Origin of the sequence: Vibrio sp. T20, from assembly GCF_007858795.1 — a bacterium.
GTDB classification, from domain to species: Bacteria; Pseudomonadota; Gammaproteobacteria; order Enterobacterales; family Vibrionaceae; genus Vibrio; species Vibrio satsumensis.
Window position 1 is genome coordinate 132,927 of sequence record NZ_VFEB01000045.1, and the last position, 23,962, is coordinate 156,888.

Consider the following 23,962-nt stretch of genomic DNA (forward strand, 5'->3'; position numbering starts at 1 on the left):
GTTAGCATGTACAGAACTAGCTTTGGGTAGGCATCCACACTTGTTTAGATATGACTTTGTGGTCTTTGAAGGTCAGTTCTTCAACCTTGTCACCGTTAGTATTCCAGCGAGTGAGTTTCCCGTTTGCCACTTCGCCTTCGTCAAATTTCGCTTGGCTAGCTTTGTTGCCATTTGGATAGTAATCCGTTACCAGCCCATCTTTTTGTCCGTCACTGTATTCTGCCGTTAGGCTTTGTTCGCCATTTGGATACCATCGAGAAGCAACACCCGACAGTTCATTGTCTTTATAATTGAGCTCTGCTTTTTTCTGCCCATTGGGGTACCAGGTTTCGGCTTTACCTTGCAGTTCACCTTTGACGTAGTTCACTTTAGAAGCGACTTGACCATTTGGATACCAGTTGGTTTCTAAGCCAAGTTCTAGGCCATCGGCAAACTGAGCCTGGGTCGCGATTTGGCCATTATCGAACTTCTCTTCAAATTGACCGGTAAAGGGTTTTGAGTGGTTTACTTGGTAAGCCACGCCTTTGCGCATCTGTAAGTAGTCAACAGCATCTTCGCTGGTGGCCGCATAGCTCATAGAAGATACCGTACTAAGAGCAATTAAGATTGGAACGTATTTCTTCATAATGACACCTTTTTAATGGACGGGGAAAATGTAATCGGTGTGTTAAAAGCATTCCATTTTCCCGAACGGCTGTCAGTACTTATTACTGGTTTTCAAGTTTTCACTATTGGTGTGTCGTATTGGGGAACTTTATTTGATTTTCGATTTGATGGTGAAATCGAGCCATCGATAAGTACTTGAGCCTAAGGTTTGTATTTATGCAGCAGATCCCAAGGGATATGGCATAAGTGGTGATCTTCAGGGAAGTGGCTTAGGTGATGCTGGTGGATGTCGTCGCTGGCAACATAGTTGGTCAATGGCAACACCTCAACAGCGATACAGTCGGCGTCATTTCTTGAAGCAATATAGTGTTTAGCTTCTGTTAAGTGTTTCGCATCAGTGCTGTATACGCCTGTTCGGTATTTCTCTCCCACATCGACACCTTGTTTATTGACGCTGTAAGGGTCAATAATCTCAAACAAGTGTTCTATCAGAATCGTTACTGACGTGATGCTTGGATCAAATTCAATTTGTACGCACTCTGCGTAGCCATCGTAATCGCTTTGTACCGTCCAGTTTTCTGCTAACTGGGCATTTCCATTAGCACGGCCTGCTTCTGTGCTGATAACGCCAGGAACGTACTTAATAAATTCTTGTACGCCCCACAAGCAGCCACCAGCTAAATAAATTTGTTCCATACTTCTCTTTGAGCTCTCTGTGTTTGTTGATGTTCGTTAGGTACATGAATCAATACGATGATACCCGCACGTATAAAAAATCGTCTATCAAAAAGGAGCGCGTAAATAAAACAAGTGTTTAGGCATTGTAAACCTGTGCGACTGAACAAACATAAGTTTAATATGATTTGTGATTATATAAGTCAGTATTGCTTTGTCATCAACCCGAATCTCAACATCAAGTGAGCGTTACTCTAAACATGTTTGATCAAATAAAAGACTTCATCAATCCGAGTAAGAACCCAGACCTTACTCAGGCCCATGAATATCAGCGCAAGCATCTTCCTACATTGTGGCTGTTAGGCAAGACGGGGGCGGGTAAGTCATCGTTTATTCAGGCGGTCACGGGTGACTCTTCGGTTGAAGTTGGAAATGGTTTTGCTCCGTGCACCATGACGGCAATGTCTTATGAATTCCCACAAGACAAACCGGTGATGCGCTTTCTCGATACCAGAGGCCTAAGTGAAGCGAATTACGATGCGAAAGAAGATCTGGAAGAGATTGGTCAGGCAGGTAATGCGTTAGTCGTTGTGATGAAAGCCGACGAACCTGAACAATCCGCTGTGCTTGCGGCTCTAAAACAGATTAAGAAACGGAAGAAGATCAAACACTTGTTGCTTGTTCATACTGCGGTGCTGTCTTCCAATGAAACAGACCGTGCGAGGCAGATTCAGTTCAACATCAACCAAGTAGAAAAAATTTTGGGTAAGAGCTTTGAATCCGTCGCGGTGGATTTCGAAACGGATGACGTGAGCAACAATGGAGGCTCAATCTACAATTATGAAGCCTTGATTGAACAGCTGACTAATATGCTTCCTGTTATTGGCATGATGGTGCAAGACAAAGAGCATTCCACCCAAGAAGAAGCCAACTTTGACCAAGTAGAAAACGAAGTGCTTTGGTATGCAGGAAGTGCCGCGGCGAGTGACCTGATTCCGGGTGTTGGTTTGGTGTCGGTGCCTGCGATTCAAGCGAAAATGCTTCATAGCTTAGCCAATCAATATGGGGTTGCGTGGAACAAGAGAGTCTTCAGTGAGCTAATAGGCACTTTGGGAAGCAGCTTTGCAGTGCAATATGGCATGAAGCTCGGAACTCGACAGCTGATAAAGTTGATTCCGGTTTATGGTCAAACGGTCGGCGCGGTTGCAGCTGCGGCCATGAGTTTCGGCACCAGCTATGGTTTAGGTCGAGCGGCTTGTTTTTACTTCTATCATAAGAACAAAGGCGAAGAAGTGTCTGAACAAGAGATGCAAAAGATCTACAAAGAATCCCTGAAAAAAGGTAAGGCGGCGTCGGGCTATGAAGAAAATTAGAAACCTATTTCGATTACTGGCCGTCCTATCGAGCGGGCGTTGGGGCATTGCGCTGATTTCGGCAATCATCCCAAGCCTCATCATGATGGGTTTTGGTCTGTTTTTGGCCGTCAAATACGGCTATCTGTTGGAAATGTCGATTGCTATTGCCGTGAGTACCTTGGTGTTCACCATTCCTTTATACATTTCTAGCCGTTCTTCTCGCCAACTAACTGATAGCAATGCGTCTGCAAACCCAGCCAGCGAGGGTGAAACCGAATCATCGCCTAAGAGTGCTGACACCAATGATGTGTTAGTAAATGATGCGTTAGTAAACGATGCGATGGTCAAAGCATCCGATGAATGGTCCCAAGCTGAGTTGTTGATTTGGAACGACTCGAAACACTACGTGCGTCAGCAATTAAGTGGCGAGATAGAGTGGGGCAACCTAGACCAAACCGGTTTAGAGGTGCTTGAGTTTGTCGCTAAAAAGTTTGATAAAAAATCACTCGATTTTTCGATTCCTGAAGGCCTAAAACTCTTCGAAGAGGTCAGCCGCCGCTACAAATTAGTGGTGAAAGAACACATTCCGGGCATTGAGTATCTCAAGGTTTCTTACATCAAAGCGGGCTACGAAGCCTACGACAAATACGGTGAGCTAGGGCAGAAGATCTTCAAAGCGGCTATCTGGGGTAACCACCTTAAAAACCTATATTTGAATCCACTTAAGGTGATTTCTGATTTAGGTCGAGAGCAAGCGACATCTACCATGACTAAAGGCGTGATCGATGACATGCAATACGCTGCCAAACAAGCCTTACTCGATGAAGTCGCTGCGGTGGCGATTGACCTCTACAGCGGGCGTTTCAGCATTGAAGATGACGCGCTGAAAGCGTCCGATGTTTCTGAAATCGATGAACAACGCTTTGCTCCTGAATTAGAGCCTGTACGAATTGTGTTGGTGGGGCAAACAAGTTCGGGCAAATCCTCACTGATTAACGCCCTTAAGCAAGAGTTGGTTGCCGAGGTCGATGTTCTGCCATCAACCGATACTTCAACCGTTTACAACGCGTTTGTCGATGACAATGACGTTCGAGTTGTTGATCTTCAAGGGCTTGATGGCAACGCCAAAACCGAAGCCTTGATGCTTAAAGAAATGACTCAAGCCGATGTGGTGTTATGGGTACTTAAAGCTAATCAATCTGCACGTGATTTAGATAAGCAGTTGAAAGATAAGTTTGATGCTTTCTATGACGATTCTAAGAACATCTCACGTAAGAAGCCGATAGTTGTCTCGGTTGTTAATCAGGTAGACCGATTAAAGCCTGTAGACGATTGGCAACCGCCGTATGACTTAGAGAGCCCAACATCGGCCAAAGCGAAGATCATTGCTCAAGCGCTCGAATACAATCAAACACTGCTGCAAACCGATATTGCATTGCCACTGGCGATTGCTCCTGAAAAGGCGCAGTTTGGTTTAGATGTTTTAAGGCAGACGTTGCTCGAGCGTATCGCTGACGCAAATAACGTGCAGAGAAATCGCCAACGTTTTGAAGCAATGAAAAGAGGGACGTCGGTTAAAGGACAGCTGAACAAGGCGGTAAAAGCCGGTAAGAAGGTGGCACCAAGTGCATTGAAAGCCGCAACACCGAAGTTAGCTGAAATGGCGATTAAACAAGTAGTTAAGAAGAAGTAACCCGATCTAACAGAACTGGTAACCAAGCTCTGATGAAGCTGAAGAAGAAGTTAACGAAACTCAGTGATTATCAGAGCTTGTTTTATTTACCATTAGTTATAATTAATCCTCTATTACCGCAACTCCGTATCACTACAGTTATTTGTCGGCACTAGTTAATTCCGCGAACTAGTTTAATAGTATATAAACTGACGATATTCACAGTTTATATAACACGCTATGGTATTTAATTTTCATTCTAAATATTGATCACATTTATACTTTCTTTCGCTGTATTTATAAAACAATTGCACTATATTTAAATTTCGGATCACCTTGATTTCAACGTAGGGATATATTGTGAACATGTATCTGAAATGGCAATCAACAACATGGCTAACCTTGTTAGCTTGGTATACTTTAGATCATCAGCTCTCGTTCCACCTTTCTTCAGAGTAGTACCCTCTAGGCGTCACGCGCCAGCAGAGCCCATGAGCTTTGCCCAATCCTATTAATTTCGTCTTTAAGACATCTCGTAACTCATGCGTTTAGTATTTGTTTTTATGCATGGATATCTTGTCTCTTAGATATTATTAATTGGAGTCTAATCAATACGTCATTGATTAAATAATTTATTTCTAACTATTAATTTTTATCGTAATTATCACGAGTGTGATCGTGCGTGAAATGAAATTAATGGTGATGACCCGTGACATCTAAAAATAATGAATTTGGCTTTTTCGCCTTAGGCTGAATTTTTGAAAGGTACTATTATGGAAAATTTCAAACATCTACCAGAACCGTTTCGTATTCGCGTCGTAGAGCCAGTAAAAAGAACAACTCGCGCCTATCGTGAACAAGCCATTGTCGAAGCGGGCATGAACCCGTTTCTACTCGACAGTGATGATGTGTTCATCGATTTGCTGACCGACAGCGGTACGGGTTCAATCACACAACGTATGCAAGCAGCGATGTTGATGGGTGATGAAGCCTACAGCGGCAGTCGCAGTTACTATGCACTGTCGAATGCGGTGAAAGATATCTTCGGCTATGAGCTGACTATTCCTACTCACCAAGGGCGTGGCGCAGAGCAGATTTACATTCCGGTTCTGATCAAGAAGCGTGAAATGGAGAAGGGGTTGGATCGTAGTAAAATGGTCGCCTTGTCGAACTACTTCTTTGATACCACGCAAGGCCACACTCAAGTAAATTGCTGCGTGGCGAAGAACGTTTATACCAAAGAAGCGTTCGACACCTCAGTGAATGCCGACTTCAAAGGCAACTTCGATATCGTCAAATTGGAAGAAGCCATCTTAGAAGCGGGCGCGGCCAACGTTCCTTACATCGTGAGCACTATTACTTGTAACTCGGCTGGTGGACAACCTGTTTCGATCGCTAACCTCAAAGCCGTATACGAAATCGCTCAGAAGTACGATATTCCAGTGATCATGGACTCTGCTCGCTACGCTGAAAATGCCTACTTCATCCAGCAGCGTGAAGCCGGTTATCAAGATTGGACTATCGAACAAATCACGCGTGAGTCATACAAATACGCGGATGGTTTAGCCATGTCTGCCAAGAAAGATGCGATGGTACAAATGGGCGGCTTGTTATGCTTTAAAGACGACTCTTTCATGGATGTGTATACAGAGTGTCGAACCTTGTGTGTCGTGCAGGAAGGTTTCCCAACCTATGGTGGCTTAGAGGGTGGTGCGATGGAGCGCCTTGCGGTTGGTCTTTATGACGGCATGCGTCAAGATTGGTTGGAGTATCGCATTGGTCAGGTTCAATACCTTGTTGATGGCTTAGAAGCGATGGGTATCGTGTGTCAGCAAGCGGGCGGTCATGCTGCGTTTGTCGATGCGGGTAAATTGCTTCCTCATATTCCAGCAGGTCAGTTCCCAGCACATGCTTTGGCGTGTGAATTGTATAAAGTGGCAGGTATCAGAGCGGTTGAGATCGGGTCCTTACTGCAAGGTCGCGACCCAGCAACGGGCGAGCAGCATCCATGTCCTGCTGAGTTATTACGCTTAACTATTCCACGCGCGACTTACACACAAACACACATGGATTTTATTATTGAAGCGTTTGAGAAAGTGAAAGAGAACGCAAGCAAAGTGAAAGGACTCGACTTTACCTATGAACCGCCAGTGTTAAGACACTTTACGGCGCGCTTGAAAGAGGTAGAAATAAGCGAGAAACAAGCAGGAAAAAAGAATGAACAAACGCTCGAAGAAGCATTTTAAAATAAAAACATAAGCGAATAGTCACAATCGCAAAGGCTCCTGTTGGAGCCTTTTTTTTCATTAAACGCATTAGAAACGTATTGGAAAGAAGCTACGTTTACTTACTACTTAGAGCAGACTTTAAAATAGTGAAAAGCCATTGATTTAGCGGTGCGTCTTTTTGCGAACGGCGACAACTCATTACATAGCGAACATCGATGATGAGTTTTTCTGGTAAATCAATACTGCGACAGCCTTCAGGCACACTGCCATCTAAGGTGATACCAAAATAGTCTGACTTCAACACAATATCGTGGATCATTGCAGGGTGGTCGACTTCGACTTTCGGAGTAACATCGAAACCGACGTTTTTGAGACGATCGATAATTGGGTATCTATTGTCATTCCACCCAGGGGTTTTAAAAAGAATGATGGGATAGTTGACCAAAGACTCAAAGGTTTGCGCTTCATGCTCTTCTCGAACGAAGAACACGACTTTTCCTTTGCCAAGTTCTTTCTGTGAGATGGATTGTGGCAGGCTTTCGTCAAAATAGTGAACGGCTATCGCTTCTTCACCATCGATGATTCTGTTTTTAACATTGGTACCCCATCTCACTAACGAGAAATGGGCATGTGGCGCTTCTTTACTGAGAGCAAGGTAGAGCTTAGATCCGTAGCGTTCCCAAAACAGGGTATTGGCGTAAATCTTGATATCGCCCTGATAAGATTCAGGTAAGAAAACTTGGTGTTTGATGGCTTCGACACTGCTCAGTATCTGTTCAAAATTGTCGATATTGTTTTCAACAAAAGTCGTTGGCTCAAAGCCGTGTTTGGTTTGAATGAACAGTGGGTCGTCGAGTTGTAACTTTAACTTCGACAGGTTCTTACTGATCGCCCCTGATGTCTTCCCGAGCGACTCCGCAACCAATCCAACATTGCGAAGTTCATACATACGTTTGATGACGAGGATATTTTGAATGTCTAGATTGATGTCCACAGGTTCTCCAAATGAATCCTTTTATGGGCAGTAATCTCTGTGCTGCAGGCGCACAGAAATTATGTGACTCTAATATCATAGTGCCAATGAAAACCTTATAAGACAGCACCGCGTCAGAAATTCGCTAATCCCTTGATTTTCCATTTTGTAAATCTTGCTTTTCCTCGAATGCCTTGTGTTCGGTTGTTAAAGTTACCTCAACAAAGCGAAACGCAATGAACGAATAACAGTACTGAAGCAATTCCTCAGTACTCAAAGTATTAAAATGATAAGAGGTGATGTATGAAAAAACTAATCGCACTAGGCTTAATGGCTATTTCAATGAATACTGCTTTTGCTGCTGATGGAACCTATACAGGAACTATCGATATGACAATGAGCCAAGGCAATCAGGTAAACGTAGAGCGTGTTGAGTCTGATCTTACTCTTGAAGGAAGAAACGAAGCGTCGACTGGCGGTTTGAAATTCGAAACGAATACGCCACAAGAGCAAGCTATTCAGTTAACAGGTCGTCGTGACTAACGTTTAATCAGTGCTTACCATTGTCATGAAAAATGCTGTGCCCTTAGGTGCAGCATTTTTCGTTTTGGGATTTGGAATATTTTATAAACTCTAGTGATCTAGCCTTGGCATGGTGTGTAACGTGTGGCATTTTGTCTTTCTATTAACTTTAACTCGCGATTAGGTGTGGGCTCAGAATGACACACAAGCAAACGAAGATTCGAAAAGGACTAGGAATGAATCGAAAAGAAACGGGAATGATTCGTCATATTTTGCTGATTAAGTTTAAAGAAGAGGCTGAAGCGTCTGACATTGAGAAACTCAAAGGACTGTTTGAAGCGATGCCAAGCAAAGTTGAAGGGGTGACTTCAGTCGAGTGGGGGTTAAATGACAGCCCTGAAAACAAGAACCAAGGTTATACCCATTCGGTGCTAATGACGTTCGCTGACGAAGACGGCCGTCAGAACTACCTTCCACACCCAGAGCATGATGCGCTGAAAGATGTGTTTCGTCCGCTTTTAGACGACATCATTGTGTTTGATTACTCCCTGTAACCAGCTTCTCAGTATGTCTCTTATGATTTACTCACCTTTGATGATGAAGAGTTAGGGCTTATGTGACTAAGCCCTAACTAAACAAGGAGCGATTTACTCTGTCGGTGAAATCGTAACAGGGGTGAACGAAGCAACCGCATTACCGCCAGCACCCGGGCGATCAACATAAGGAGTGTTTTGCATTAAGGTGTAATACACGTCTACGAAGTCATCATCATTCACTAATACGCCTTCAGGAATCACATCAATGATCTTACTTGTGATTTGAGGAATGATCGCATAACCCTGAACTTCAGGATCTGGAATCATCTTCAATATCTCTTCTGCGGCTTCAACGAGCAGTTTGGCTAACGCTTTATAATCGGTGCCGTCATCGTGCTCCATCAAAATCATATCTGCTGCGCCCCAACGGTAGCGAGGCCAGAAGATTACCGTTTGATTTGGGTAGTATGTCTGTTTGTCGTAGTCCAGATAAGGCATCTCAACCAAGTCGATCTGTGGTTCTATACGGCTTGCATTAACTCCAGTGACAATAGCGTAGATTTCAGCTTTGCCAGAGATCCACGGTTCTCTATCAATGGCCAAACGAATCTTCGATAATTGGGTGGTGTTCAGTTCTTCAGGTTCAGATTCTGAAATAGAGCGACGAACTTTGTTCATTAAAGGCTGTTTTTGAGACTTGTGGACGTTGCTTTTATCGCTGTTGGCATTGATTTGAGTTGCAGTACCCAGCTTGTTCATCTCGGTCTGCATCGCCATTAGGCCTGCTTTGAGTTCTTCTGCGCCGTTACTATCAATAACAAACACAGGAACGTCGGGCATTTGGTACACGTCTAATTCATGAACTTGTCCATACACATCGTACGCTTCGATGTATTGCCAATTTGAATCGTCACCAGAGGGTTCGAAGGCAAACAGCGGGCTTTCACCATTCTTCCAAGCTTCAATCATCGCTTCATCAGCCATGCGAATCTCTAGCAAAGAGTCACTGAAGTCGTTGACCCCTTTCATCTTGCGGTAGCTAAGATCGGCTTTTTGCATCTTGCTTGAAAATGCGGAGTAGGGCTTAGCTGAGTTAAGCTTGTCTATCGGTGTAGACAGTTGCTTTTCTGTTATTTGGTCTTTTAAAGAAAGCTCAAGATCGGAGTAGCGGGCACTGATTTGCAACGCCAAAGACTGCTTTTGTGCTGAGGCGTTCTCCGAAAGAGAGAGTGAGCTTGTTGTGTCGATATTGTTTGCATAGGACTGGAAGCCAACCACTGTTGTTGCAAGCACCATACTGATAGAGAAAGATGGTCTCATAAATAATCCTTATTTTAATTTTTATCATTAATAGAGCATTTGCCCTATAAGGATTAACCTATCAGTAAGGTGAATGTGTTTAAAAGTTAGACAGCTTATTTTTATTTCGTTGTGCAGCACAGGATCTCAATTTAAATAATTTATAAAATATCAAGCTGATGTTGGCTTGATATATGCGAATTTATAAACCAATCAATAGCTTACTGATTAAATCATTAACTAGCCTAGTGGTGTATGGCCTATTTAGGGGGGGATTCGGGATCGTGAAGAGTGACTTCTGATGGAGCTTTTAGAGGGGAATGAGATCTATAGGAACACCCTATATCTACTATAGCCACTGCGTTATTTCGAACTTGATGGTTTTCGGTATAATTCGCCTCCCTTGATAAAAAGTAACGAATCAAAGCAACGCCTAAACGATCCATAACGCTCACCAAATTGCTCTGGACATCAAACACACTTTTCGCATCAACGCATTTTGTTCATCAACGTACATTGCAATCGTACAACGTTAAGAAATGTTCCTTTACGTTGAATCGCTTCTAGCCCGATAGCTCCCACGCAATACCTAGAACTATTGAGGGTTTTGGCTTAAACGCATTAGGAATACTGAATATGACGAATTTTAAGCGCGCTTCACGTTTATCGAAGATGTTGGTTTTTCTTTCTCTTATTTCCAAATCAACTCTTGGTTTTGAAATACCCGACAACGCACTCGAATCCTATGTGGGTGATTTCTCTGCGTTGCGTGAAAAAGGCGTTGTGCGTGTTTTAGTTTCTGGTGATATGGGGTTCTATCATATTGAAAATGGTAAGCCGAAAGGGATTCTTGCTGAGCAGATTTATTACTTTGATCAAGAGCTAAAGCTGCGTGACCCTTTACTGCGCGTTAAGGTGATTCCGGTTGAGCGGAGCGAGTTACTCAATGCTTTGAATCAGGGGAAAGGTGATATTGCAGTCGCGAACCTAACGGTGACCAAACAGCGTGAGCAATTAGTCGATTTCAGTATTCCGATTCGTAGAGACATTGATGAATTGCTAGTGACAAGCCGTTCTACCCCTTTGATTAACGACATCACTCAGTTACAGGGTAAAGAGGTCTGGTTAAAGCAAAATTCCAGTTACGTCAGCAGTGTTCATGCCGTGAATAAACAGTTAAAGAAGAAAGGTTTAGCACCCATCTATATCCATTTGTTAAGTGACAACCTCCAAGATCTCGAATTGCTAGATTTGATCAAACGTGGACAAATTACCGCAACCGTTGTGGATAGCCACAAGCTTGAGCTATGGGGAAACTTAGAGCAGGACATCAGAATCCATCGTAATCTTGCCTTTAGACACAATGCTGATATTGCTTGGGCGATTCGCAAAAATAGCCCGCAATTGAAAGCCAAAATCGACCAATATTTGCAAGATTCAAAGCAGGGTACATTGCTGGGTAATGTCATCGACAATCGTTATCTCGAAAGCACATCATGGATGAATAGAGCGTCTAACCCGATACAAAACAAAGAGCGGGATAAGCTAGAAAAGCTGTTCATGGTTTATGGGGAAAAGTTCGAGATCGATTGGTTCATTTTGTTAGCCATGGCTTTTCAAGAATCAGGCTTGGATCACTCAAAAATATCGCATCGTGGTGCGGTTGGTATCATGCAAGTGATGCCTAAAACCGCCAAAGATTGGTATGTCGATATTGATAATGTGTTCGACTTAGAAAGCAATATTCATGCGGGCAGCAAGTATCTGCGTTTTATCTATGACCGATATTTCGATTTGCCGGAAATCTCGGATATCGACAAGATTCATTTTAGCTTAGCCGCTTATAATGCTGGGCCAGCTAAGATCAGACGAATGCGCGTTCTTGCCGCCAAGCAAGGCTACAACCCAAATAAATGGTTTAATCATGTTGAAGTGGTCGCAAGAAAAAATATTAGCCAAGAGCCTGTAAAATACGTCGCCAACATCAATCGATACTTCACTATTTACCAGAGATTGGATGAATTCCAAGACACCCGAGAAGAACAGTTAAGTAATATGACTCGTCAGCTCAACATTAAACGTTTCTCCCCTTATTTCGCTTACTAATGGCGGTTATTCGCCATTGGCCAAAACAAAAACTACAAACGAAAAAGAGAGGTTAGTGACTAAGCTAACCTCTCTTTTTATTGGTACTGACTAACTGAATTGATTGGGGGGGTATCAGTTAATGCTATGTTGCTTACTTGCTTAAGACTGCTCAGCTGATACGACGTACATCTGCATCTCTTCCAAGCTTGTTTTTGCAATCACTTGGCTATCAATAGAGTAATGAACTTCATCGCCGAAACGTTGACCTGTTAGAGTCGCGCGAGTACCGTCGTTGTAGGTTAGCTCAATTGCAATTTCGTCTTGGTTAAGTACTTTCATTTCACTGTGGTCAATTACATGCTTTGCCAATGGGTCGATAGGCGCTTCCGTTAAGCTGTCATCCAGTTGGTCATTAACATCAATGTAAGTATCAACCTTAGAATCGAAGATGTGTGGCTTCTTGTTGATTGGGTTCTTACCCGTCCAAAATTCCAGTGAGTTAAACACGATGTAATCGGCAGCAACGGTAATACCGTAAGCAGGGGCAAGTAACATGTTTAGGCCACCACGAGCGTAACGGTTATCAACGGCTTTCACGTTAAACTCCATTAGTTTACCTGTTACTGCGTTGCTACCTACGCAGCCAAATAAAGTCACTAGGCTTGCTGAGATTATTATCGGTTTTACAAATCGGTTCATCATTCTCTATTTCTATATGTGTATATTTAGGAACCGGGAATTATGTCAAACTCAAGCGTCTTCTAATATAACGCCATGCCTATACTAGATATCAGGAAAACCTATATCTTTATAAAAACCAGGCTGTTATCTATATTTGGAACTCGCCCCTTGAATACTACCGTACTAGTTCGCGTTATTTTGGTTTGCCGTTTTAACAATGTTCTGTCATAACCATAACTAAAATATGGGAATGGAAAGCGATAATTCACAGTCATTTAAACGATATTATTTATATCGCTTATTTAAATACATGACTGCCTGAAGAGCTCGAATGAAACGATTTAACCTCAACCTCATATATTACTTTATCGCGATATATGAAGAAGGAAACCTGACGTACGCAGCAGAAAGGCTCAATATATCTCAACCTAGTCTCAGTGCTCACCTAAAGCAGCTTAGAGACGAATATCGAGATCTGCTCTTCGTTAGAAAATCATACACACTCGAGCCTACGCCAGTCGCGAACGACCTGTACCCAATCTTCAAGCAAGCTCACAAGCTGGTTTCACACTCACTCCCTGAAACTCACGATTTCGACCCGAAAGAGTGCAATTATACCTTCAGAATTGCTGCGATGAGCATATCAAGTAGTGTCATCCTGCCTCGTATCTTGGATAGAATTCAAAAAGAAGCACCCAACTGTGTTATCGAAGTGGTGAACATCAAAGAAGATATGGTGACAGATATTCGAGAGAAGAAGATCGACCTTGTCGTCGATCTTACTAATGCTCACCCAACACTGCAGAGCCAAGAGATTTGGGGTGATGAACTGTGTGTAGTATGCAGCCAAAACCACTCGCAAATAGAAGAACAGATAACTTTAGAGCGCTACTTAGCTGAAAAGCACGTGATGTTGACACATGATAACTATCGAGTGAACCAGTTAACCGAGCTTCACAGCCCGATCTTTTCCGAAAGAAAGGTGGCGAGAAAGCTCAATTCCATCGCTGACTTTTCGGACACCATTTATAACAGTGATTGGATTGCAACTTTCCCAAAAGGGGTCGCGGACGCGTATTTTGATAAAGACAAGATAAAGCTGTTAGAAGTGCCATTTGAATACCTTACACCATCATTGAGCGTGTATTGGCACAGCAACCGTAATGACGACATCGTGAACTTGTGGCTGCGCGAACTGTTTACCAGCGGAGTGCTGAAGTTGGCGTCGTGATACAAAAAAGCCTACTCATGAAAGAGTAGGCAGAAAAAGCTCGATAGTGATCAAATCTAGAGTTGTCGATCAACTACTTATTTTCAATCAACATCGTGCCCGCACCTGTGTTTGATATTGGAGCATGGTAGTCACTTTGCAGGACGTTTAGTTCACCATTCAGCGCGCCACGCATGCCCATCCACATGATGAACTCAGGCCCTTGAGCGCCGGCATTAGCGACAAGATCGTGAATTGTCAGTTTAGTTAGCTCGTCTGGATCACTGATTAACTTCTCCATGCAGTAAAGGTCAAACTCTTTGTTGATGTAGCCTGCACGCTCGCCATCTAGCTGGTGGGATAGTCCGCCAGTACCCAGTACCACAACTTTAAGATCTTTGTCGTAAGAATCAATGGCTTCACCAATGGCTTTACCTAGGTTATAACAACGTTTTGGTGATGGCATTGGGTGTTGTTCTACGTTCAAGCACACTGGAATCACTTTCATGTGTGAATAGTTGTTGTTTGGCCACATCAACTGCATCGGCACGGTTAGACCGTGATCGACTTTCATCTCTTGGCAGATAGTGATGTCGAATTCACTCTCTACTAAGTGGTTACAAATGTGCCATGAAAACTCTGGGTCACCAGGAATTGCTGGAATGGTAGGGATTCCCCAACCTTCGTCAGCGTTGATGTAGCTAGCTGCAGCACCAATGGCGAATGTTGGCTTCTTGTCTAGGAAAAATTCGAGTCCGTGATCGTTGTAAAAAACGACCGCAACGTCGGGTTGTTCCTGTTCTAACCAAGCGTGAATACCTGGGAAGTTCTTGAAAAACGGCTGCCAGTATTCCGTTTCTTGAAGATTATTTTCAATCGCTTTGCCGATAGAGGGAATGTGTGAAGTGCTTATACCGCCAATAACTTTAGCCATGATTATTTCCCTGCCTCAACCAACATTTGTTTAAATTCTTCTACGCTCATACCGGTTTGTATTGCGCCGATGTCTTGCATGTTTAGCCCTAGCATTCCTACAAACTTTGCTAGGTAGTAAATGCTACCGCCTTCGTTAAGTAGCGCTAGTACATCACGTTCAGCAATCGCTTTTTTTTGTGCGTCAGTTAGGCCGAACTTGTCGCAGTATGCTTGTTCGTCTGCTTTGAACTCATCACGACCAGCCTGACCATTTAGCGTGTAACACATTTTGTTTAAGCCATAGCCTTTTATGGCCATTGATCCATCAAACATAACGGTGCCTGGGATATTTCCTTTATTCTTTAAATAAGTCATCGTTGTTACTTACTCTCCGGCCAATAAAGATTCATAGGGTTGGTGACGAGCAGTGCTTGTTGAAGGACTGCGGTTTCTGCAATTTGTGGAATTACATCAACTAAATGACCATCATCTGGTGTGTGCGATTTCATGTTAGGGTGCGGCCAGTCTGTGCCCCAAAGTACGCGTGTTGGGAATTTTTCGACCAAGGTTTTAGCAAACGGTACAACATCGCTGTAGTTTGGTGGAGTCAGTGTTAAACGCTCTGGGCAGCTGACCTTTGTCCAAATGTTTGGATTGTTTTCCATAAGGCGAATGAACTTATCAAAGGCTTCACTATTGATACCTTGTGCGATGTCTGGTCGACCCATGTGATCAACGACAACTGTCATATCAAGTTCGTCGAGAAAAGGGGCAATGTCGTCGATGTCTTGAGATTCAAAATACACCACGATATGCCAGCCCAAAGGACGAACGCGATCCGCAATTTTCTTAAGGACGTCTTTTGGTGTGGTATCAACTAAGCGTTTTACAAAGTTAAAGCGGATACCGCGCACGCCAGCCGCGTCCATGGTTTGCAGTTCTTCATCGGTAACGGTTTCATCGACAAAAGCCACGCCGCGAGCCAGTTCACCAGCGCTGTCTAGGGCATCTAGCAACGCTGAGTTGTCGGTGCTATGGCAAGAAGCCTGCACAATTACGTTACGGCTAAAACTAAGGTGATCACGTAATGCGAACAGTTGTTCTTTTGAAGCATCGCAAGGCGTGTATTTACGCTTAGGTGAATATGGGAATTGCGCCGCTGGGCCAAATACATGGCAGTGAGCGTCGACAGCACCAGCCGGAGCGATAAATTTAGGCTTACTTGGGTTTTGATGAAACGGTAGGTAATCAGCGTCCATTATTCTTCCTTGTTGTTACTGGTGTCCAAATACTGTGCCATCAAACAGTTTTCGCGCAGTGCGAAGAATGGCAGCTGATTGAACTTGGTTATTTTTGATATCTAAAACCACACTCATTTTTCCAATAGGATGTTCTACATCCAGAGCAACTTTCACGCTGGTTTTAGTCGGTGTAGCGAGTTGTTCTGCCTGGCTCGATGAGTTGATTTGAGCAAGTTGTTTTGCTGGAGCGTTGTCTAGTATGCAAGCACTGGCAACACTAACCGCGCCTAGTACACCAATAGAGGCATGGCAACGGTGAGGGATGAATGTGCGAGTAGAGATAGCGCCGCCATATTGAGGCTCGCTGACCAAAGACATCTTAGGGACAGAGAGCTCAGAAACATCGCCAAGGTTCATTAATGGACCAGCTTGAAGTCTTATTGACTCCAACTGTTGTTTTAATGCTTGGTTATTGTCGAGTTGTTCGCGTGATTCGTCACCTGTAATGCCGAGATCTTTCGCACGCATCACAACAACAGGCATTCCATTATCAATTAAAGTGACGTCGATACCGTCTATTGTGTTAATAACAGAACCAGATGGAAGCAGAGCTCCACACGTTGAACCTGCCGTGTCTTCAAATGTGATTGCAATAGGTGCCGATGAAGAGGGTACGCCATCGATATGACAATCACCTTGATAGGTCACTTTTTTGTCGGGAGTCTGCACTTCAACCGTAGCGATCTGCTGTGTATTTTCCATGAAGATACGAACTGATGTTGTTCCTTCTTCGGCTTCAACTAACCCACGCTCGATAGCAAAAGGAGCGACACCTGCAAGGATGTTTCCACAGTTTTGTTTGCCGCTAACCAATGCTTGGTCGACAAACACCTGTAGAAATAGGTAGTCAATGTCTACATTTTGTCGACTCGATGGTTCAACGATCGCGACCTTAGATGTCAGAGGATCAGCCCCGCCTATACCATCGATTTGGCGTTCATCTGGCGAGCCCATTACCGACAGTAAAAAAGCGTCACGTTCATTGGCATCAGTTGGCAGATCATCTTTCAGAAAGTAGGCACCCTTTGAAGTGCCTGCTCTCATCCACATGCATGGTGCTTGATTAGACATACTTCAGGCCTTTTTCTTCTAATCGACCACGCATGTCATAGATGTCTAGCCCAAGTTCGCCATTAGCAAGACGCACGCGTTTTGCTTCTTCACGTTCCATACGTTCTAGTGAAGTATGCAGCACTTGTTCTGCTTCTTCGCGACGGATGACAACCACACCGTCTTCGTCGGCGACCATGATGTCACCAGGGTTAACGATTTCTTCAGCACACGTCATAGGAACATTGACGGAACCTAGGGTTTCTTTGATGGTGCCCTGGCTAAACACCGCTTTTGACCACACAGGGAAATTCATTTCACGCAGGTCACGGGTATCGCGAACGCCGCCTTCGATTATTAACCCAACAACACCACGTGCCTGAGCTGACGTTGCTAGTAAATCACCGAAGAAGCCGTGGTTTGAAGGTGAAGTAGGGGCGAACACCAAAAAGTCACCCGCTTTCGCTTGCTCGATGGCAACGTGCATCATCCAGTTGTCGCCTGCAGCTCCTGAGATTGTCAGCGCTGAACCTGCAACGGCGTCACCTTGAAAAATAGGGCGCATGTAATCGGCCAATAAACCGCGGCGGCCTTGTGATTCATGAATGGTTGCTACGCCACATTTGCGTAAGCCTTCAATGATCTCTTTGTCTGCACGTTTAATGTGTTGAACAACGATGTTCTGACTCATGATGAATTCCTTTTGCTCTTTGCTTATGCTTCTTTTTCTTTAGAGAAAGTTTGTTTGAAGTGCCCATTCTTAAAATGGGCAGAGTGGCATTAAGACGTTTTTAGTCGGCTGAATACCCGACGAGCGTTGCCCTCAAAAATCATTGATTTCTCTTCTGCTGTTACTTTATCGCTGGCATCGATGTAGCGTTTAGTATCGTCGTAGTAGTGGCCCGTTTCTGGGTCAACACCGCGCACTGCGCCAATCATTTCTGAAGCGAACAAGATGTTCTTCGCTGGCAATATATCAAGCAGTAGGTCGATGCCTTTCTGGTGATAAACGCAAGTATCAAAGTAGATATTGTTCAATACGGTTTCTTCAAGCGGTGGCAGTCCCATATCTTGTGCGATACCGCGGAAACGACCCCAGTGATAAGGTACTGCGCCGCCACCGTGTGGGATGATGATTTTCAGTTCAGGGAAGTCTTTGAATACGTCAGACGTCATTAATTGTTGGAAAGCCGTCGTGTCCGCGCCCAAGTAATACGAAGTTGTGGTGTGCAGGCACGAGTTACAAGAGCCGCTAACATGGATCATCGCGGGTACATCTAGCTCTACCAGTTTTTCATACAGTGGGTAGAAAGCACGGTCGCCCAAAGAGGCATCTTTCCAAAAACCACCCGTTGTATCTGGGTTCAGGTTACAGCCGATGAAGTCCATTTCTTCAACACAACGAACCAATTCAGAAACCGATTTTGAAGGGTTAATGCCTGGTGATTGCGGCAGCTGAGCAACAGGGGCAAAGTTTTGAGGGAATAGGTCACACACACGGCGGATTAAGTCGTTTTGATGCTCTGTCCAAAAGCGACTTGTGTGTTCGTTGCCAATATGATGCCCCATCCAACTTGCACGAGGAGAGAAAATCGTTAGATCTGTGCCACGTTCTTTCTGTAAACGAAGTTGATTGTTTACGATACTTTCGCGAATCTCATCGTCTGAAATGTGAATTGAACCTTTGCTACCAATGTGGTTTGGGTTTTCAGCTAGCGCAGCTTTTTGGCTTTCACGGTAGTCGCCCACCTGAGGCGGTGTGGTTGTGTAGTGTCCATGGCAGTCGATAATCATCTCGGCAGTCCTTTGTTGTTTTTGTTGCTAACAACTATAACGACCAAGGCTTATTCTCGACTATTTCAATTTATTTCGAAGGTATAAGATTTTGAGATAGAGAGTTGCAATAACGACAGCGAAAAAGCGATACTCCACATGGGTTGGAGCCATAGAAAATAAAAAATGAATGGGTGTTGAATAAAAGTGATTGGCGTTAAATAACGCGATTCTGGTAGCGTTGAATAAAGTCCAGAATAAGGTGGAGCGAAATGATCAACTGTCGACTTATTGGTGCCAATATAGATAAATCCAAGTCACCCGAGTTCCATAACCTATTAGCAGAACAACTTAATATAGATCTCGATTATCAATTAAGCCCATTAGAGAGTGGAGATATATCCGATTTTCGAGCGCATTCATCTCGAATGGAAGAGAGTAATATTCACGCTACTAATGTGACTTATCCCTATAAAGAGATGGCGGTTCAAGTGGCCGACTTTTTGGATACTTCAGCGAAAATAGTTGAAGCATCCAATACATTAATCTTTCGCCCAGAAGGTACGTTTGCTTACAACACTGATTTTTCTGGTTTCATTAATGCCTACCATGTTTTTCGGCATTGTAAGCCCGGTAAAACAGTGCTTATAGGCTGTGGCGGTGTGGGTAAAGCGGTGGCTGCGGCTTTAACAGAATTAGAAGCCGAACATATTGCGCTTTATGACCGTGATACCGAAAAAATGCATGGTTTAGCTCAGCTGCTAGAAAAAAGAAATGTTAAGGTAACTTGTCTTACAGAGACAACATTAGAGCAGCACGTTAGAGAGGCGGATGGCCTTCTTAATTGCACTCCAATAGGGCATTACAAGACACCGGGCATACCTATCTCAAGTCATTGGATAGAGAACCAGAAGTGGGTATTTGACGCTGTGTACACGCCAATTGAAACTGAATTTATCAAAGCTGCGATGGAGGCGAACCTCGCGGTTTTGACGGGGTTTGAACTGTTTTTTCATCAAGCGGTGGATGCATTTCAACTGTTCACCGACCGTGAACTAACGCCTCAAGAACTGACTCAATTTCGTCAAGATCAATTTTCAAATCCCGTCTAAGGATAGAAGTAAGGAAAGCAACAATGAAAAAGTTATTAGTGTTGAATGGACCAAACCTAAACCTACTAGGAACTCGTGAGCCTCAACAATACGGTCATGAAACACTGGCTGATGTAGAAGAAAACTGCCGCAAACTTGCAGCGAAGTACGATTGCGAAGTCGAGTGCTTTCAAAGTAACACTGAAGGTCAGCTAATTGATGCCGTACACAAAGCAGGTCGTGAATTTACTGCCGGTGAATGTGTAGGCGTGGTATTCAACCCAGGTGCTTATACTCACACGTCAATTGCCTTGCATGATGCTATCAAAGGCGTCGATGTTCCCGTTGTTGAAGTGCATATCTCAAATGTTCACGCGCGCGAAGCATTCCGTCATCACTCTTACATATCGCCTGTAGCCGCAGGCACAGTGATTGGTATGGGAACTAAAGGTTACGGCTTAGCGATTCAGTTCCTGTTAGACGACTAATACCTCTCATCGAATATAAGCAGCAAAATTGAGCCTCTAGCATTGTTAGGGGCTTTTTACGGCTTAAGTTCTGGAGTAGGGTAAAACACCAACCTAAGGAGTCAGTTAATGGGACGGGAGTAGTAACACAGTGCGTCGAGTACTCTCTATACGAGTTATTTCATACTGACGGTAAGCGCTATAACAAAGTAGGAATGAGCACGATAGTTACCCTACGTGCTCACTATATTGGTTTAGTTTACTTTAACAGAGTCAGATAGTTCTTTATTTTCTCTTTTCCTTTTCCAATACCCTGCAAGGATACTACCTGAAATATTGTGCCAGACTGAGAAGATAGAGCCAGCGATAGCCGCGGCAGGTGTAAAATGTTTTACAGCTAGTGCAGCCGCTAAACCACTATTTTGCAGGCCAACTTCAAATGCTATTGTTCTACAAATAGCCTCTTCAAACTTTAGAGCCTTAGTAATAAAATAACCTAAAGCCAACCCAATAGTATTGTGAAGAACAACAGCTACAGCGACAATTGTACCCACTTGCTGAATGTTTGATTTATTTAATGCGACAACAATTGCAACTATTAAGACGATTGCAACCATAGAAATTAAAGGTAAAACTGATTGTACTTTAGTAACTATTTGTCCAAACAATTGATTGACAACAACACCAGTAATAACGGGCACTAATACAATCTTAAATAAACTAACGACCATCGCAGATGTTGGTACTTCGATGGTTGTACTTAGTAAAAAAGAGATAATAAATGGGGTCAATATGACACCTAATAGCGTCGAAAATGCCGTCATGGTGATCGACAATGCTACATTGGCACCGGCCAAGAAAGCCATTACATTACTTGATGTTCCTCCTGCGACAGCTCCAACCAAAACCATCCCTATTAATAAATCTGAGTCTAAGCCTATGACTTTTGATAGCAGTAACGCCGCGATTGGCATCACAGTAAATTGCAAAATTACACCAACAAGTATTGCAGATTTGTACTTAAACACTTCTTTGAAATCAGAAAAACTCAGTGTTAATCCCATGGCCATCATAATAATGGTTAGAAGTGGCACAATGTAATCTTTTAGAGAAGTAAATGACTCTGGTGAAATAAAGGCGACGGTAGAAAAAGCCAAAGCCCAGATAGGAAATAATGATAAAAGTCTATTAACCATACATAATCCTTATATTATGGTTGTGTTAAAGTTCTGTAGTACTCTAACGGCTACTTGAAACTACAACAACATAAAACTAATTAGAAACCAGTAATTTAATAAGAACTTTATACATGGAGGTGAATTGCAGCTATCTATATAAAATTCATTTTTCTAATCTGGTAATGACGTTAAGTTTAATCGTTGTCTGAACTGTGGTCTGCTTCAGAGATACTGGATACCCATTTAAACGGGTTTTGCCATGCTTTTAAGACTTGAGCTGTTCTAAATTAGTAACAATACAACATGAGCGATATCCAAAAGCATGTTAGAAGCTTCTCACTCCCCTTAACTAGGCACTAGAACCTAGACACAAAAAAAGCTGCACTTACCGAAGATGAGTAAAGTGCAGCAAAGCTCAAGAAGAAAAATAGCAAGTTAATATATCTGCCGCCATGTAAGTGAGGTTGTATGGCGACGGATATATTGGGTGAAACGAGTTAGGCAACAATGCCTGTTAGAACTGATTTGCTTGTGACGCTAGACGAATGAACGCGTTAGTCTCGCCGTATTTACTGTAATCTCCTACACGCTGAACCACTTCGAAGAACAAGCCATTGATCTCTTTGGTGTAGAAATGGAAGAAGCTGCCTGTTTCGTCTTCCGTGTATAGAATATTGTTGTCGCTAAGGCGTTGAATCAACTCATCTGGTAAATCAAATTGCGCTTGAATATCCAAGTAGTAGTTGTTCGGGATCTTCAACTGATAGATAGGAGAGAGATCCTGAACCGCTAAGAAGATGTCTTTACACTCCATGGCAATTTGGTTGATGCTCGCACCATTAGAGTCGTTCAAGAAGCGCTGTGCTGAGGTTTGCTTAGCACTGGTGCTGTTCAATGCAATCTTGATCTTACTGTTAGCGCTCTTGATGGTACGGCTGGTGATTAGGCCATTCACATCTGGCAAGTCAAAGCTCTCTTCTGGTACAAAGCCAAATATAGATTTGTAGAAGAACAGGTTAGACAGCAATGCGTCAGGTGCCACCACTTGCCCCATGTGGTCGATGCGGGTGAAGTTGTCGTTCATCGGAGCTTGATCTGCTACGGATTCAAAATCCACTTCGTAAAACTTAGACGCTTCGTTCTCTTCAAGAAGGTGAATCAGCAAGTTGCCAGAGCTTTTGAGAGTAGGGATGTCTAACTCATTCTCTTGGCGCGTCTGATGAATGGTTGGGCTATTGTAGCGGCTTGCCAGCTCAACAAGACGGCTTGAATCTTCAGTGATAACACCGAGCGCGCAGACCGACTCACCATGGCCTTCACGGTAAGTTTGTGCGTTCGAGTTTTTCTCGTAGTTGAAGATGAAGTTGATGTCACCGCGTTGGTACAAATCAACATTCTTACTCTTATGGCAATGGGTCTTTCGGAAGCCAAGAGACTCAATCACATCTGAGAAAGGGTTGTTCTCGCGCTCTTTAACTGCGAATTCAATAAAGCTAAGGTCGTGGATCTTAGGTGCATTGAACGCATCGTTAGTTTGATCTTCTAGCCATTTCAAAGAACGCACACCATCGATCGCTTTCTCGATTGGCGATGATGAACGGAATTCATCGTTGAAGACTTCATGGGATAAATAGTCGTTGTAGCCTTTGCCTTTAAGCGCTTTTACGAAATCAATAACTGGGAAGTCACCTTGGCCGGGAAAACAACGATAGTGGCGGCTGTATTGAAGAATATCCATCTGCATTTTTGGTGCGTCGGCCACTTGAACCAGAGCGATCTTGTCGACTGGAATATCGTTCTTCAACGTATCCAATGTGTTTCCGCGTGCAAACATGTGAAAGGTGTCGAGAACCACACCAAGGTTAGGGTGGTCGACCGTTTTCACTAGGTTCCAAGCGTCATCATAATCGGCAATGTGGCGACCCCATGCTAGAGCTTCATAGCCTAATTGCATATCTTCACGTTTTGCCAGTTCTGCTAATGCGTATAAGTCTTCAGCGCACTGTTCAACGTTTGGAGATGACTGAGGATGCACGTTACTGCACATCATCAAGCGGCTGGTGCCTAGCTGGTGGGCTAGGTCCATTTTACGTTCAAGCATGTTGTACTTTTTCTGGCGAAGGTGAGCAGGCATGCCCTCCATGTCGCGAAACGGTTGTAGTACAAGAATTTCTAAGCCAAGACTGTCTGCGATACGTTTAACGTCAGAAGCTGAACCGCGGTATTGAGTGAGGTCATTCTCAAAGATCTCAATAGCTTGAAAGCCCGCTTTAGCGGCTGCATGCATTTTTTGTTCTAGCGTGCCAGACAAGCACACAGTCGCGATTGAATATTTCATGGTG

The 23,962-nt window shown here is 43.6% G+C and carries 22 protein-coding genes; 9 read left to right on the forward strand and 13 right to left on the reverse strand.

Going from position 1 to position 23,962, the window contains the following annotated elements; genetic code table 11:
- Window positions 1–16 precede the first annotated feature (16 nt).
- Together FTW16_RS02395 and FTW16_RS02400 are read right to left on the reverse strand one after the other, a co-directional pair.
- Window positions 17–625, reverse strand: a complete 609-nt coding sequence (locus FTW16_RS02395) for a toxin-antitoxin system YwqK family antitoxin (RefSeq protein WP_061018270.1) — start codon at window positions 623–625, stop codon at window positions 17–19.
- Between the two features lie 182 nt (window positions 626–807).
- Window positions 808–1,302: a peptide-methionine (S)-S-oxide reductase gene (locus tag FTW16_RS02400; protein ID WP_146489909.1), complete on the reverse strand. Its 495-nt coding sequence runs from the start codon at window positions 1,300–1,302 to the stop codon at window positions 808–810.
- Between the two features lie 239 nt (window positions 1,303–1,541).
- Between FTW16_RS02400 and FTW16_RS02405 the strand changes: the two genes are divergently transcribed.
- From FTW16_RS02405 to tnaA, 3 genes are all read left to right on the forward strand, one after another.
- Entirely contained in the window at window positions 1,542–2,654 is a 1,113-nt protein-coding gene (locus FTW16_RS02405) for a YcjF family protein (RefSeq protein ID WP_146489910.1), read from the forward strand.
- A complete protein-coding gene (locus FTW16_RS02410; RefSeq protein ID WP_146489911.1) occupies window positions 2,641–4,329 on the forward strand; it encodes a GTPase family protein in 1,689 nt (562 codons plus the stop codon). The genes FTW16_RS02405 and FTW16_RS02410 overlap by 14 nt, the downstream gene beginning before the upstream one ends.
- Before the next feature lie 752 nt (window positions 4,330–5,081).
- Complete coding sequence (gene tnaA, locus FTW16_RS02415) at window positions 5,082–6,554, forward strand: tryptophanase (RefSeq protein ID WP_146489912.1); 1,473 nt, start codon at window positions 5,082–5,084, stop codon at window positions 6,552–6,554.
- 97 nt (window positions 6,555–6,651) lie between these two features.
- On the opposite strand, the gene FTW16_RS02420 is transcribed toward tnaA, so the two are convergent.
- Entirely contained in the window at window positions 6,652–7,530 is an 879-nt protein-coding gene (locus FTW16_RS02420; protein WP_146489913.1) for a LysR family transcriptional regulator, read from the reverse strand.
- A gap of 282 nt (window positions 7,531–7,812) precedes the next feature.
- On the opposite strand from FTW16_RS02420, the gene FTW16_RS02425 reads away from it, so the two are divergent.
- Entirely contained in the window at window positions 7,813–8,052 is a 240-nt protein-coding gene (locus FTW16_RS02425; protein ID WP_146489914.1) for a hypothetical protein, read from the forward strand.
- Window positions 8,053–8,267: 215 nt separating this feature from the next.
- On the forward strand, window positions 8,268–8,585 hold the full coding sequence (locus FTW16_RS02430) for a Dabb family protein (protein ID WP_186728012.1): 318 nt from the start codon (window positions 8,268–8,270) through the stop codon (window positions 8,583–8,585).
- A 93-nt stretch (window positions 8,586–8,678) separates the two neighbouring features.
- Here the strand turns inward: FTW16_RS02430 and FTW16_RS02435 are convergent, their stop codons facing one another.
- Entirely contained in the window at window positions 8,679–9,887 is a 1,209-nt protein-coding gene (locus FTW16_RS02435; protein ID WP_146489915.1) for a DUF3103 domain-containing protein, read from the reverse strand.
- 615 nt (window positions 9,888–10,502) lie between these two features.
- Here FTW16_RS02435 and FTW16_RS02440 point away from each other — a divergent pair.
- Window positions 10,503–11,972 carry a transglycosylase SLT domain-containing protein gene (locus FTW16_RS02440; RefSeq protein ID WP_261383395.1) on the forward strand — a complete coding sequence of 490 codons (1,470 nt, stop codon included), beginning with the start codon at window positions 10,503–10,505 and terminating at the stop codon, window positions 11,970–11,972.
- 141 nt (window positions 11,973–12,113) lie between these two features.
- On the opposite strand, the gene FTW16_RS02445 is transcribed toward FTW16_RS02440, so the two are convergent.
- Entirely contained in the window at window positions 12,114–12,656 is a 543-nt protein-coding gene (locus FTW16_RS02445; RefSeq protein ID WP_146489916.1) for a DUF3332 family protein, read from the reverse strand.
- A 310-nt stretch (window positions 12,657–12,966) separates the two neighbouring features.
- On the opposite strand from FTW16_RS02445, the gene FTW16_RS02450 reads away from it, so the two are divergent.
- Entirely contained in the window at window positions 12,967–13,866 is a 900-nt protein-coding gene (locus FTW16_RS02450; protein WP_146489917.1) for a LysR family transcriptional regulator, read from the forward strand.
- Window positions 13,867–13,939: 73 nt separating this feature from the next.
- Here FTW16_RS02450 and FTW16_RS02455 read toward each other — a convergent pair whose 3' ends face one another.
- The 6 genes from FTW16_RS02455 to FTW16_RS02480 all read right to left on the reverse strand — a co-directional run bounded on the left by FTW16_RS02455 (window position 13,940) and on the right by FTW16_RS02480 (window position 18,905).
- Entirely contained in the window at window positions 13,940–14,779 is an 840-nt protein-coding gene (locus FTW16_RS02455; protein WP_146489918.1) for a class III extradiol dioxygenase family protein, read from the reverse strand.
- A 2-nt stretch (window positions 14,780–14,781) separates the two neighbouring features.
- Window positions 14,782–15,135, reverse strand: coding sequence for a protocatechuate 4,5-dioxygenase subunit alpha (locus FTW16_RS02460; protein ID WP_146489919.1), 354 nt, complete (start codon window positions 15,133–15,135; stop codon window positions 14,782–14,784).
- Window positions 15,136–15,140: 5 nt separating this feature from the next.
- Window positions 15,141–16,019, reverse strand: a complete 879-nt coding sequence (locus FTW16_RS02465; RefSeq protein ID WP_146489920.1) for an amidohydrolase family protein — start codon at window positions 16,017–16,019, stop codon at window positions 15,141–15,143.
- Between the two features lie 15 nt (window positions 16,020–16,034).
- Window positions 16,035–17,132 carry a 4-oxalomesaconate tautomerase gene (locus tag FTW16_RS02470; protein WP_146489921.1) on the reverse strand — a complete coding sequence of 366 codons (1,098 nt, stop codon included), beginning with the start codon at window positions 17,130–17,132 and terminating at the stop codon, window positions 16,035–16,037.
- Window positions 17,125–17,802: a 4-carboxy-4-hydroxy-2-oxoadipate aldolase/oxaloacetate decarboxylase gene (locus FTW16_RS02475; RefSeq protein WP_146489922.1), complete on the reverse strand. Its 678-nt coding sequence runs from the start codon at window positions 17,800–17,802 to the stop codon at window positions 17,125–17,127. Before FTW16_RS02475 ends, FTW16_RS02470 begins: the two co-directional genes overlap by 8 nt.
- Before the next feature lie 89 nt (window positions 17,803–17,891).
- Window positions 17,892–18,905, reverse strand: coding sequence for an amidohydrolase family protein (locus FTW16_RS02480; protein ID WP_146489923.1), 1,014 nt, complete (start codon window positions 18,903–18,905; stop codon window positions 17,892–17,894).
- Between the two features lie 251 nt (window positions 18,906–19,156).
- Here FTW16_RS02480 and FTW16_RS02485 point away from each other — a divergent pair, with 251 nt between their 5' ends.
- Both FTW16_RS02485 and aroQ read left to right on the forward strand, forming a co-directional pair.
- A complete protein-coding gene (locus tag FTW16_RS02485; RefSeq protein ID WP_261383396.1) occupies window positions 19,157–19,996 on the forward strand; it encodes a shikimate dehydrogenase family protein in 840 nt (279 codons plus the stop codon).
- Between the two features lie 23 nt (window positions 19,997–20,019).
- Window positions 20,020–20,463: a type II 3-dehydroquinate dehydratase gene (aroQ, locus tag FTW16_RS02490; protein ID WP_050621174.1), complete on the forward strand. Its 444-nt coding sequence runs from the start codon at window positions 20,020–20,022 to the stop codon at window positions 20,461–20,463.
- Window positions 20,464–20,696: 233 nt separating this feature from the next.
- On the opposite strand, the gene FTW16_RS02495 is transcribed toward aroQ, so the two are convergent.
- Window positions 20,697–21,638: a bile acid:sodium symporter family protein gene (locus tag FTW16_RS02495; protein ID WP_146489924.1), complete on the reverse strand. Its 942-nt coding sequence runs from the start codon at window positions 21,636–21,638 to the stop codon at window positions 20,697–20,699.
- A 496-nt stretch (window positions 21,639–22,134) separates the two neighbouring features.
- Window positions 22,135–23,958, reverse strand: a complete 1,824-nt coding sequence (locus tag FTW16_RS02500; protein WP_146489925.1) for a bifunctional sugar phosphate isomerase/epimerase/4-hydroxyphenylpyruvate dioxygenase family protein — start codon at window positions 23,956–23,958, stop codon at window positions 22,135–22,137.
- Between the last annotated feature and the right edge of the window lie 4 nt (window positions 23,959–23,962).